2 protein-coding genes are annotated in these 13,675 nt (G+C 66.9%); both read right to left on the reverse strand.

Features of this window, described 5'->3' with window-relative positions; genetic code table 11:
* Nucleotides 1-26: 26 nt before the first annotated feature.
* Nucleotides 27-6,446 (reverse strand): non-ribosomal peptide synthetase, encoded by a 6,420-nt coding sequence (locus OUZ49_RS03895; protein WP_266148668.1) that lies wholly within the window; start codon nucleotides 6,444-6,446, stop codon nucleotides 27-29.
* Complete coding sequence (locus OUZ49_RS03900; RefSeq protein WP_266148669.1) at nucleotides 6,443-13,675, reverse strand: hybrid non-ribosomal peptide synthetase/type I polyketide synthase; 7,233 nt, start codon at nucleotides 13,673-13,675, stop codon at nucleotides 6,443-6,445. Before OUZ49_RS03900 ends, OUZ49_RS03895 begins: the two co-directional genes overlap by 4 nt.

The raw sequence follows: 13,675 nt of genomic DNA on the forward strand, positions 1-13,675 counted from the left end.
GTCTCCCCCGAACCGAAGCGTTCATATCAGCGTCGCCCGAACAGGTTACGCAGGCGCTGGCCTAGTGGTGCCGGCTTTTCCGGTTGAACCGGTGCGTTGCCCAGCTCGGCTGCCAGCGTGCCCAAGCTGCCGTTGGCAATATCCAGCAGGTTCAGTCGCACGCCAGTCTCGCGTTGCACCCGGGCGGCCATTTCCACCGCCAGCAGCGAATGTCCGCCGATGTCGAAGAAGTTGTCGCTGGTGTGCACCTGGGTGAGATGCAGCAACTCGCACCACAAGGTGGCGAGCCGCTGTTCGTCGGGCGTCTTCGGCTGGATGGCGAGCGCCGCGAGATCGTCGGAACGATGGTCCGGCAGGGGCAGTGCGGATACATCGACTTCACCGCGGGCCGTCTGTGGCATGGCCTCGAGGATGAGCAGATTTCGCGGCATGGCGTAGCCAGGCAGCGTGTTGGCGAGCGCGATGCGCAGGCGGTCCCGATCGAGTTCGACGCCCGCCGCAGCGGCGACATAAGCATCGATCTGCGGGTTGCCGGAAGCATCCGTCCGGGTCACGGCGATGGTCTGCGCCACACCAGGATAGGCCAACAAGCGGGCTTCGATCGCCGCCGGCTCCACGTCGCATCCGCCGACCAGGAGGCGGCGATCGAGACGCCCCATCGCCTGCAGCTGGCCGTTGGCCAGCCAGCGCCCACGGCAGCCCGTGGGCACGAGCGGCGAGGTTGCCTGCGCGATGGACAGCAGGCCTCGGTTCGCGGCCTTGGTGCGGCAGCCGAACGGCTGGCTGAGCAGATCACCGGCCAGCACGATGTCGCCGATGGCGCCCACCGCACATGGACGCTGTTGACGGTCGAGGATCCACAGCTGGGCGCCGGCCAGGGGACGCCCGTTATGGACGCTGTCGCTGGCGCGCTCGACCGCACCGGCGCTCGCCACCACGGCGCCATCGTCGGTGCCGAAGATATTCCACAGCCCGGCACACTGCGCGAGCAGGGTGGTGACCAGTTCCGGGCTCGGGAGGTCGCCAAAACACACGGCCTTGAGCAGTCGGTTGCCAGGCCAGCCGGCAGCCAGCAGCGACTGCCAGGTGGTCGGCGTGGCAAACATCACATTGGCGTCGCTGTCCTGCACCAGGTCGGCGAGCGCCGCGCCATCGATCGTGTCATGCGGATTGCCCAGGATGAAGGTCGCGCCGCTGCAAAACGCCAGCAGGCTCTCGACGAACGACAAGCCGGTGACCGAAGGCGCCGTGCCCAGTACGCGATCGCCAGCCGCGATGCCCAGCGTGTCCTTGAGCCCGCTCAACATACACGCCAGCGCACGGTGGGTGATGGCCGTGCCCAGCGGTTGCCCGGTCGATCCACGCCCATACAGGGCGAATGCCACCGCGTCCGGGGATGCGCCGGCTGCTTCCTTGCGTGCGCTCGATGCGGCGATGATCTCGCTGGTATCGGCGTCGAGCCAGAGTGCCTTCATGCGCGGCCAGCCCAGGCTGGCCTCGAGTGAAGCCTCGCCTACCAGCAGGTCGATTTCCGCGTCGATGATGATGTCATGCAGCCTGGCGACGGGATCGCTCGGATCAAGCAGCACGCAACTGCCGCCGGCCTTGAGAATGCCCAGCATGCTGGCGAGCCGGTTAAGGCCGGGTTCCACGCAGAGGCCTACAGCGATACCCACGCCGATGCCGCGTTGACGAAGGCAGCTGGCGATGCGATTCGCGCGTTGTTCGAGTTCCGCATACGGCGTGCCCCAGCTACCGGCGTGCACGGCGGTCTGTTCCGGTGTGCGCTCCGCATGGGCTTCAAACAGCGCGACCACGCTGCCCGCTGCAGACGCCGGCGTCGGCGCGGCGTTCCACTGCCGTACCTGCTCCAGTCCGGCGGTGCTGATGGCGTTCAGTGCCTCGATGGATTGCGTGGGGTCTTCGCTGACCTGGGCCATCAGGGCGAGATAGCGGTCGCGCAGCAGGCGCGCCGTATCGCCTTGCAGGATGTCGGCGTTGTAGGTGACGCCACCGAGCATGCCCTTGTTGTTTTCCAGGAACCAGAGGCCGAGGTCCTCGGTCGCGCCGCTCTGGAACAGCAGGATCTGCTCATGGCTGAGGCCGCCCCAGTCCACGATGCGCTGGCGCGCGTCCTGGAACGAGAACAGCGCCTGGTAAAGCACGGCGCCATTGCCGTGGCCGCTGCGCAGTTCGCGCTGCAGGTATTCCAGCGGCACATCCGGGTAGCCGAAGCTTTCAATGGCGATGCTGCGTACCTGGCGCACGAAGTCGAGGAACGACAGCGTCGGATCCACGGTCACATGCAGCGGCAGCAGGTTGTTGAAATAGCCCATCACCGACTCGACTTCGGTCTGGTTGCGACCGCGCACCGGCGTGCCGATGACCAGATGCTGTTCCCCGGTCATGCCGCTCAGCAGTACGTAGTACAAGGCCAGCAGGGTCATGTTGAGCGTGGCATCGGCCTGGCGGGCGACGCCGTGCATGGTGTCGGTGGCGTCCCTCGGCACGCGTATCCACTCGGTGCGGCCGACGCCGGACATGCCTGGGCGCCGGGCGTGGTCGGTCGGCAGGGCGCGGGTTTCCTCCACCTTGGTCAGGCGCTCGCGCCAGTAGGCCAACTGCGACTGGAACGGCTCGGTTTCCAGCCATTGCGCATGCCAGGCGGCAAAATCGCCGTAACTTACCGGCAGCGGCGCAAGTGGAGACGGCGATCCTTGCGCGAATGCACGGTATAGCTGCGAGAGTTCCGCATACAGGATGTCGAACGACCAGCCGTCCCAGATGATGTGGTGCGGCATGAAGAAGAACACATGGTCGTCATCGGCCAGGCGGAACATGCGCGCGCTGAACAAGGGCGCCCGGGTGAGTTCGAATGGCGTGTCGGTCAGCGCCTGCAGCCGCTGCATCAGCACGCGATCACGTTCGTCTGCCGGCAGCGCTGAGAGGTCCTCGGCGGGGAACAGGCGGGTATCGACGCTGTCTTCGACGACCTGCTCGACGTCGTCGCCAGTGTGGCGAAAGGCCGTGCGCATGATCGGCTGGCGACGCGTGAGTTCCTGCAGCGCCTGCTCGAACGCTGCTTCATCCAGATGCCCGCGCAAACGGTGGGCCGAGGGCGCGTTGTAGGTGACGCGTCCGGGTTGCAGTTCTTCCAGCGCCCACAGGCGCTTTTGCATCAGGGACAGCGGCGCGCGCTCCTGCGCGGGACGACGCTGGATGGGCGCCACGGTAGCGGCGACACCACTGGCGAGCTGGCTGTCGATGGCGGCCGCCAGGCTCTCGATGGTCGGCGCGTCGAACAAGGTGCGGAACGACAGCGCGATGCCGAAGTCGCGATTGAGTCGCGCGGTAAGTTGCGCGGCCAGCAGCGAATGACCGCCGAGCGCGAAGAAGTTGTCGCGCACGTCGAGTTCCGGCAAGGCCAGCACGCCTTCCATGGCCGCGGCAACGCGCTGTTCGGTGTCGTTGCGCGGGGCGACTCGTTCGGTACCGGCAGCGACGGATTGGACTGGCGGCGCAGGCAAGGCCTTGCGGTCGATCTTGCCGTTCGGCAACAGGGGTACCGACTCCAGCTGCATCAGGTGCTGCGGCAGCATGTATTCGGGCAGGCGTCGCTTCATGGCAGCGCGTAAGCCGTCCTCGTCCAGCGTGGCGCCCTGGCGTGGCACCACATAGGCCACCAGGCGCACATCACCGGGGCGGTCTTCACGCGCCATCACGACAGCACGTGCCACCTCCGGCACATCGGCGAGCACGGCCTCGATCTCGCCCAGCTCGATGCGGTAGCCACGCACCTTGACCTGGAAATCCAGTCGACCCAGGTGTTCGAGCTGACCCTGGGCCAGCCAGCGGCCGCGATCGCCGGTGCGGTACATGCGGGCTTCCGGCGTAGCCGCGAACGGATCGGACAGGAAGCGCTCTGCCGTAAGCTCCGGCCGGTTCAGATAGCCCAGCGCAACGCCGGCGCCGCCAATATAGATCTCACCCGGCACGCCCAGCGGGCAGAGCGCGCCCAGCTCATCGAGAATATGCACGACGGTGTTGGCGACGGGACGACCGATATAGATCCCGTTGCGCGGCTGCTCCACGCGCCAATAGGTGGAATACACCGTGGTCTCGGTGGGCCCGTAACCGTTCCACACTTCGCCGCAGCGTTGCAACAGGGCCTCGGCCAGGTCGAGCAGCAGCGGCTCGCCACCGGAGACCGCGCGAAAATCCGGGCGACCCTGCCAGCCCGATTCGACCAGGATGCGCCAACCCGCAGGCGTGGCCTGCATCATGGTGGCGCCGCTGCGTTCGACCAGGCCGCGCAGGGCTGCGCCATCGCGCACGTCATCGTGATCGGCCACTATGATTTCGGCGCCGACGCTCAACGGCAACATGAGTTCCATGAAGGCGATGTCGAACGACAGCGTGGTGACGGCGACGAGATGGTCGTGCTCGCCGATGCCAGGCACGCGCTGCATGGTGGTGAGGAAATTCGAGGTGGTGCGGTGGGGCACGCGCACGCCCTTGGGGCGGCCGGTGGAGCCGGAGGTGAAGATCAGGTAGGCGACGGAATCCGGCATCGCGGTCCGCTCATTGCGCTCGGGTCGTTGCGGACTCGCACTTTCGATTTCCGCGGCATCCGCCGCCAGCGACAGCACCTGCGAGCTGGGGAAGTCGAAAGCGGCGGGCACCGTGTCGCTCACCACCAGCACGGCGAGCGCGGCATCTTCCGCCATGAAGCCCAGTCGATCGGCGGGGAAGCATGGATCCAGCGGCACATAGCCGGCACCGGCCTTGAGCACGGCCAATACGGCGGCAACCATATCGGTGCCGCGCTTGAGCGACAGGCCGACCAGCGATCCACGGCCCACGCCACGCTGGCGCAGCACATGGGCGATGCGGTTGGCGCGTGCCTCCAGTTCCGCGTAGCTCAGCGCGGTCGTACCATGCCTGACCGCGGCCCGGCCCGGCGCGCGATCCACCTGTGCTTCGAAGTACTGATGCGCAAGCTGCGCCTCAGGGTAGGGGGTCGGCGCAGGCTGCAGGGATTGCAAGGCGCGCTGCGCCGCGGCGGAGATCAGCCCCAGGCTGCCAGCAGCAGCGTCAGGAGCGGCGATCGCATGGCGCAGCAGGGTCTCGTATGCATCCAGCCAGCCGCGAATGGTCTCGCCGCGGAACAGGTCGCTGTTGTACTGGCACTCCAGCCGCACGCCACCGGCCACCTGCACGGCATTGACGAACAGCTCGAAGTTCTCGAACGCCCGCGGATTGCCCGCAAACTCGAACTCAAGTCCGGGGAAGGAGATCGTCCGCTCGTCCAGCGCCTGGTCGAGATTGAACAGCACGCTGACCAGGGGCAGCCGGCTGGGATCACGCGGCAGCGCAAGATGCGCAAGCAGGCTGCCTAGCGTGTACTGCTGGTGCTCGAAGGCGTCCAGCAAATCGCCGCGCACCTGACCCAGACCCGTGGAGAAGGGCGCGGCGCGATCCATCGCCACGCGCAGCGGCAGTACGTTGACGCAGTGGCCGACCAGGGCGTCGTGTCCGCCCGCTGCTTGTCCCGCCGAGGGAATGCCGATGACGACGTCGTCCTGGCCGCTCAGCCGCTGCAGCAGCAGGCCGAATCCCGTGAGCAGGGTGGCATACAGGCTGGCGCCGCGCTGCGCACCCATGCGCTTGACGTCGGCGACGAGGGCGGCATCCAGCGTGTAGTCCTCGCGTTGGGAGGCAAACGTGCGGCGGCGTGGGCGCGGTCGGTCGGTGGGCAGGTCGAGCGAGGAACTCGCGCCGGTGAATTGCTTCAACCAATAGTGTTCGGCGGCCTGGCCTTCGTCGGTGTTCGCGCGGTTCGCTTCGGCCAGTGCGAAGTCGGTAAAGCCGTCGACCGGGCCCGCGCCGTCGCCATGGCCGGTCTGCTGCGCATACAGCGCGGCGAGATCGCGCACGATCACGCCAAACGACCAGCCGTCGCAGATGATGTGATGCGCCGTGAACACGAGCAGGTGGTCCTGCTCGCCCAATTGCAGCAATTCCGTCCGCACCAAGGGGCCGTTTTCCAGATCGAATGGCGTCGTGACGACCTGGTGCAAGGTCTTGGCCACTTCGGCCTCGCGCTCACCGGCGGCCAGTCCGGACACGTCGCGCAGGGGACAGGGGACGGCCAATTGCGCGGCGATATAGAGCTCGTCGCCCTCGGCGCTCAAGCTGGCGCGCAGCGCCTCATGGCGATCGACCAGCTGCTGCAGGGCCGCCTGCAAGGCCGGCACATCGAGCGTGCCGCGCAGGCGCAGCGAGATGGACTCGTTATAAGCCAGTGAGGCCTCGGCCTCCAGCTTGCTGGCGAGCCATATCTCACGCTGTGTTTCCAGCGCGGGCGCGACGCGCGCCAGCGCGGCGCCGGCAAACGGATCGTAGTCGACGGCGACCGAGGCGGCTGTCGTGTCGTTCGGACTCATGCGTTGACCCTCATGTACTTGCCCGGCGCGTCAGGATTGGGCACGAACCAGGCCGGGTTGCCGTCCGGGTCTTTGCCCAGGCGCGCGCCGGTGACCGGTGGGCGGCTGGCGTCGAAGGCCAGGGCCTCGACGTTCTTGCGGCGTGGCAGGAACTCGGCTTCCTGCATCTCCAGCACGGATTCCTTGAAGGCCTTGGCGATGGCGACGAAGTCCTGTTCCGCATGCGCGGTGGTGAAGAAGCAGGGGAAGTTGTCCAGCACATGGATGCCGCGGCTGCGCATCATGGCGAACAGCAGGTCCTGCAACGGATGGTCTTCGGTAAAGCTGGTCTTCCATACCGAGGCGAAATGCACCAGCTTGATCGGCGCACCGACGCCGGCGCAGAACGCATTGAGCTCGTCCATCAGCAGTGCCGTGCGCGCATTGAGCCGTTCCTGCAGGGCGGAGCCGGCGCTCTTGAGGTGATCGAGCACGGCGTGCGCGGCAGCGAGGGCGAGCGGGTGCCGCACGAAGGTGCCGGCAAAATAGGTCACGCCCACCGTGGGAATCGAGGCATCGCCGTACTGCCAGCCGCCACCGTCCAGCGCATCCATATAGCGACGCTTGCCGGCGATCACGCCGATCGGGAAGCCGCCGCCGACCACCTTGCCGTACGAGGCCAGGTCCGCATCGATGCCGAGCACGGCCTGCGCGCCGCGCGGATGCGCGCGGAAGCCGGTGACCACTTCGTCGAAGATCAGCAAGGCGCCGGCATCGGCGGTAATGGCGCGCAGCTCCTTGAGGAAGTCGCGCGGCTGGAAGTCGGGACGGCGGCTCTGCACCGGCTCGACCAGCACGGCGGCGATGCTGGAGGCGCGCTCGCGGATGATCGCCAGCGATTCCGGCGTGCCGTAGTCCAGCACCAGCACGTTTTCCGAGGTGTTGCGCAGGATGCCGGGCGCGGCAGGCACCGAGCGCAGCTTCTTGGTCCCGCGCACGATCACTTCATCGAAGATGCCGTGGTAGGAGCCGGTGAAGATCACCAGGGTGTCGCGGCCGGTAACGGTACGGGCGATGCGCACCGTGCCCATCACTGCTTCGGATCCCGTGTTGCACAGCGCCGCGCGATCGAATCCCGTGAGCTCGCAGATCTGCTCGGCGACCTCGCCCGCGAGCGGATGCTGCGGACCGATCTCGTAGCCCGCGTCGAGTTGGCGGCGCACGGCGTCGATCACGAACTCCGGCTGCCAGCCGAACAGATTCATGCCGAAGCCGTTGAGCGCATCGACGTACTCGTTGCCGTCGAGGTCCCACACCTTCGAGCCCTTGGAGCGATTCACCACGATCTGGTAGATCATTTCCTTGAGCAACGGGCGGAAGCCGTTCACCACGCGCGGATCGGCCAGGTGGTCGCGGTGGCGCTGGGTGTATTCCTTGGACGCCCGCGTGCGGTCGATATAACGGCGCATGAAGGCGTCCAGCCGGGCCCGCTGGCGCTCGGTCAGTTCGGTATGGGTGGAATGGATGCGCGCAATGGCGCCAAAGGCTTTCTTGACGTCGTACGTGGTATGCGCGAGCGCAGCGTCTTCGTCCTGCACCGGTAACTCGGACGGCTTGGCCGTCGCCTCGGCCGCGATGGCTGGCGCAGCCGCTGCCGCCGGCATCGGCACCGACACGGGCGCGGCGGCGGCCGCCACCATCGGCGCGCCGGTGGCTGCGGCGGCCAGGAGCGCGAGTTGCTGCTGCATGATCAGCATCTGTTGCTGGATCACGTCCTGCATCACGTTGCCGCCTGCCATGGGCTGGATGGCGATCGGGCTCGCGGCGCTGATCGCGCTGGCAGGAGCTGCCGCAGGCAAGGGCGCGGCCGGTGCGCTGGTATCCGGCGGCAACAACTGATCGATATGCATGGCAAGACGCTCGAAGGTGGAGAACGACTCCATCAATTCGCGGAACGTGATCTTGAGCGCGAAGGTCTTCTGCAATTGCAGGGCCACCTGGGTGAGGGCCAGCGAATCGAGCCCAAGCTCGACAAAGCCTGAGGTCGGGTCGGCACCCTGCAACTCGGCACCCGACACGTCCTCGAACAAATCGGTGAGTTGGGCGACGAGTCGGGTATGGCGTGCAGAGCCGGCGGTCGCGCCGGTGAGGTTGGCATCCATGAAACTCTCCGCGGGAAGTGCAGATGGCGTGGTGAACAAGGGAACGACCTTGGCTACGACGGGTTCGATCGTCACCGCTGCCGGCGCGATGACTGGGGCTGCGACGGAAGGCAGCGCGTCGACCCAATGGCGTTTGCGCTCGAACGGATAGGTCGGCAGGCGCACGCGCATGCGGCGCTGGCGACGATCGAGTCCAGCTACGTCGACGCTGGCGCCGGCGCACCACAACTGGCCCAGGGCCTCGAGCCACGCGCTGCGTTCGTTGTCGTGCGCGTCGGCGAGCGAGGGCAGCACGATATGCGGGCGGCTCTGTGGATGCTGCCGCGCCAGCGTGGTCAAGGCCGTACGCGGCCCGACTTCGAGCAGCACCTGCTGTGGCTGTGCAAGCTGGGTCAGCAGTGCGGAGGAGAAGCGCACGGTGCCGCGAAGATGCCGCGTCCAGTAGTCGACCGACCTGGCCTCGTCATCGCCAAGTGCGTCACCGGTAAGCGTGGAGACGATGGGGATGGCCGGTGCCGACAACGCGACCTTGGCCACTTCCTGTCGGAACGGCTCCAGTGCGGGCTCCATCATTGCCGAGTGGAACGCGTGCGAAGTCTGCAGCAGTCGGCAGGCAATGCTGCCGGCTTCCAGCGCGGCGCGGAAGCGCTCGATCTCGTCGGTGGTGCCGCTGACCACGCAGGCGTTCGGCGCGTTCTCGGCAGCCAGCTGCAGGGCTGCGGGCAAGCGCGGGGCCAGCTGCGTGGCATCCATGCGCACGGACAGCATCGATCCAGGCGGCAGCGCCTGCATCAGGCGCCCACGTCGCGCCACCAGGCGTGCGCCGTCGGCGAGGCTCATGACCCCGCCCAGCACGGCAGCGACGAATTCACCGACGCTGTGGCCGATCATTGCGACAGGGTGAACCCCGAAGCTCATCCAGAGCCTGGCCAGCGCATATTCGATGGCGAACGTGGCCGGCTGGGTCAGCGAGGTTTCGCGCAGCGCATCCACATCCTCGGCAAACATGCGCTCGCGCAGATCAAACGACAGCTCGTCGAGCAAGGCCTGCGCACATTCGTCGATGGCCGCGCGAAACGCAGGCTCGGTGCCGTAGAGCGCGCGACCCATGCCGGCGTACTGTGAGCCCTGGCCGGGGAACATGAAGACCACGCCAGGGGGTTGGCTGGCTGCGGCGCGTGGTGACGCAACAGCGGCTTGTTGCAGCCGGCTCACGGCATCCTCGGGCGTATTCGCGACCACGTGCAGGCGCTGCTGGAACGCCTTGCGTCCGTGCAACAAGGTATGGGCGACATCGGCGAGATTGGTGCCGGCTTGCGTCGCCAGGTATGCGCCCAGCCGGTCGGCCGCGTTGGCGATCGCACACGGGGAGCGTGCGGAAAGCAGCAACAACTGCGGGCCATCGGCGGCGTCTGATGGTGTTACGAGCGGCGCCTGCTCCAGGATCACATGCGCATTGGTGCCGCCTACGCCGAACGAACTGACGCCGGCGCGCAGTGGTTCCGTACTGGCAGGCCAGTCGCGCAGCGTGTCGTTCACCACGAAGGGCGAGCCTGCGAAGTCGACCTTGGGATTGGTGGTCTGAAAATGCAGCGTCGGTGGCAGGACCCGGTCGCGCAATGACATCGCCGTCTTGATGACGCCGGTTGCGCCAGCGGCCATGACCAGGTGTCCTACATTGCTTTTCACCGAGCCGATCGCACAAAAGCCGCGTTCGTCAGTGCTCTGGCGGAAGGCAGCGGTAAGTCCTTCGATCTCGATGGGGTCGCCTAACGGAGTGGCTGTGCCATGCGCTTCCACGTAGGAGATCGAGCGGGCGTCGACGCCGGCATCGGCCAGCGCCATGGTGATCACGGCGGCCTGACCGGCGCTGCTGGGAGCGGTGAAGCTGGCCTTGAGGCCGCCATCGTTATTGATGGCGACGCCGCGAATCAGCGCAATGATGTCGTCGCCGTCGCGCTCGGCATCGGCAAGCCGCTTCAGCAGCAATACGGCGGCGCCGTCGCTGAACACCGTGCCCCTGGCGTCCGCGTCGAACGTGCGGGTGTGTCCATCGGGCGACAGCATCGAGCCTTCCTGCGACAGATAGCCACTGCGCGGCGGGCAGGTGATGGATGAGCCGCCGGCCAGGGCCATATCGCATTGCCCAGCGCGCAGCGCCGCCGTGGCCTGGCAAATCGCCACCAGCGAGGTCGAGCAGGCGGTGTTCATGCTGATCGCCGGGCCGGTGAGGTTGAGCTTGTGCGCGACGCGGGTGGCCAGGTAATCCTTTTCGTTGCCGAGCATCACCTGGAACGCGCCGAGCTTTTCGATCAGGTCGGGGCGGCTGCTGAGATGGCGTTGGAAGTAGGTGGCGTTGTGCATGCCGCCAAAGATGCCGACCGGTCCGTCATGCGCATCTGGCACGTAGCCGCCGCGCTCCATGCATTCCCAGCAAAGTTCCAGGAAGATCCGTTGCTGCGGATCGGTCAACTCGGCTTCGCGCGGCGACATGCCGAAGAAGGGCGCATCGAAATCCTCCACACCGTCGATCACGCCGCGCGCGGCGACATAGGCGGGATCGTTGCGCTCCGCGGCAGGCACGCCAGGATCGAGCTGGTCGGCGCTGAAATAGGTGATCGACTCGCGGCCGTCGCAGAGGTTTTGCCAGAACGTCTCCACGTCGCCCGCACCCGGGAAGCGACCGGCCATGGCGATGATGGCGATGGGCTCGCCGCCGTCTGCACGACGACCACGCGCGATCCGCGAGGCGAGCGCGGAACGGCTGTCGCGTCCCTCGATCAGCGCCGCCAGCGCGGTGGGCGTGGGATCGCCGAAAAACGCAGCTACGGTGGGCCGATCCGATATCTCGGCATGAATGCGCGCCAGCGTGCGCACCGCGAGCAGCGAGTTGCCGCCGAGATCGAAGAAGTTGTCGTGCCGTCCGACCTGATCCAGGCCGAGCACCTCGGCAAACAGCTCGCACAGCTGTTGTTCCCGTGGGCCTGTCGGGGGCATATAGGCATCGGCCAGCTCGGGGCGGCTACCGTCCGGCGCCGGCAAGGCGCGGCGATCGAGCTTGCCATTCTGGGTGACCGGGAAGCGCTCCAGCCGCAGGTAAATGGCCGGCACCATGAATTCTGGCAGGTTGCGGGAAAGCTGTTCGCGCAGGTGACGTGCACTGACGGCGGCATCATCGGCGACGTAGTACGCGACGAGGCGCTTCTGGCCTGGCCGGTCTTCGCGCGCCAGCACGGCGCCGGCGCGCACGCCCGGCGTGCGTTGCAAGGCGGCTTCGATTTCGCCGAGCTCGATGCGGAAGCCACGAATCTTGACCTGGTTGTCGGCACGGCCAATGAATTCAACCACGCCTTGCGGCAGCCAGCGCACCAGGTCGCCGGTGCGATAGAGGCGATCACCAGGCGCGCCAAAGGGGTCGGCCACGAAGCGCTCCGCAGTCAGCTCGGGGCGCTCCAGGTAGCCGCGCGCCAGCCCGATGCCACCGATATACAGCTCACCGGCGACGCCCACGGGTACCAGCTCGCCCCGCGCATTGAGCACATGCAAGCTGGTGTCGGCGATGGGGCTGCCGATCGGTACGGAGCGCGCCTGCGCGTCGAACGCGCGGGGAATCGGAAACGTGGCGGAAAACGTGGTGCATTCGGTAGGGCCGTAGCCATTGATGATGACCACGTCGGGCAGCGCGGCGTATGCCTTGAGTACATGCGGCACCGACAAGGCCTCGCCGCCAATCAACAGTTGCCGTAGTCCGCCCAGGCGGCTGGCATCGTCATCGACGATGGCGTTGAACAAGGCCGCCGTGAGCCAGGCGATTTGCGCGTCATGCCGCTGGATGGTGCGATACAGGCCGCAGCCGGTGGGTATGCGCTCGGCATGCACGATGCAGGTGCCGCCGTTCAGCAGCGCGCCCCAGATTTCCAGGGTCGATGCATCGAAGCCGAGTGGCGCGGCATGCAGCATTCGCGGTGCGTCGCCGAAGTCGACATAGCTGACGTCACGCACCAGGCGGATGATTGAACGGTGCATGATCTGCGCACCCTTCGGCGTCCCGGTGGAGCCCGAGGTGTACATCACATAGGCGAGCGACTCGCCATCGAGCGCTGGCAGGTCGTGTGCCGGGGCGCCTGCATCAAGCTGCGCAGCAGTCACCCGTGCCGCCTTGATGCCGGGCAGCGCCTGCGCATCGGCTGGCGCGATGACCAAGGCGGCCTGCGCGTCGTTGATGGTGAAGGCCAGGCGTTCCGCGGGATGATTGGCGTCCAGCGGAAGATAGGCGGCGCCGGCTTTCAGGATGCCGAGGATCACGGCGATCGCCTCGGCCGAGCGATCCAGCAGCAGGGCGACCGTGGCCCCGGCAGTCACGCCCGCGGCGGCGAGCCCGGCGGCGATGCGATTCGCGCGTGCCTCCAGCTCTGCGTAGGAGACCGTGCCATCGGCGGCCTCGATGGCGACCCGGCTCGGGCATTGCTGCGCCACGTCGGCGAACAGGTCGTGCACGGTGTCTTCGGGGCGACGGGGTTTGGCCGTCGCGTTCCATTGCTGCAGCAGGCGTGCGTGCTCGGCAGGCTCGATCACGTCGATCGATGCCAGCGTGGCATCGTCTACAGCCAGCAGCGCGGTCAAGGCACGCTTTACGCAGCCCGCGAACAGATCGATGGCGTTGGCGTCGAATGGCGAACGGAACGTGGTCTCCAGGTGCGCCGACGGGGCACTGCGCAGGCGCCAGTGGCTGTAGGCATTCGCTAGCGACTTTTCATCGATGTCGTCATCGTGAACCACCTGCCAGGCGGCCGAGGCGGCTGGCATGGATGCGTTGGCCAACGCATCCGCGACGGTTTCCATCCACGCGTTGCGGCGCATATCGCGCGGAACCGTGATGCTTACCTGGTAAGCGCCATGGGCGGTGAGCACGTTGCCGGTAATGACATCGGCACCGGTAAGACGCGACTCGGCCAAGGCAAGGGCCGCGCACAAGGCGGCTACCGGACCGATGGGAGTCGGGTAATCGTCGCCCAGCTCATGACTGCAGCGCAGCCAGTTGCATGCTGTGCCGCCGTGCGCACAAGGCAGCACATCAAACAACCGCAT

The organism is Dyella halodurans (genome assembly GCF_026283925.1).
GTDB classification, from domain to species: Bacteria; Pseudomonadota; Gammaproteobacteria; order Xanthomonadales; family Rhodanobacteraceae; genus Dyella; species Dyella halodurans.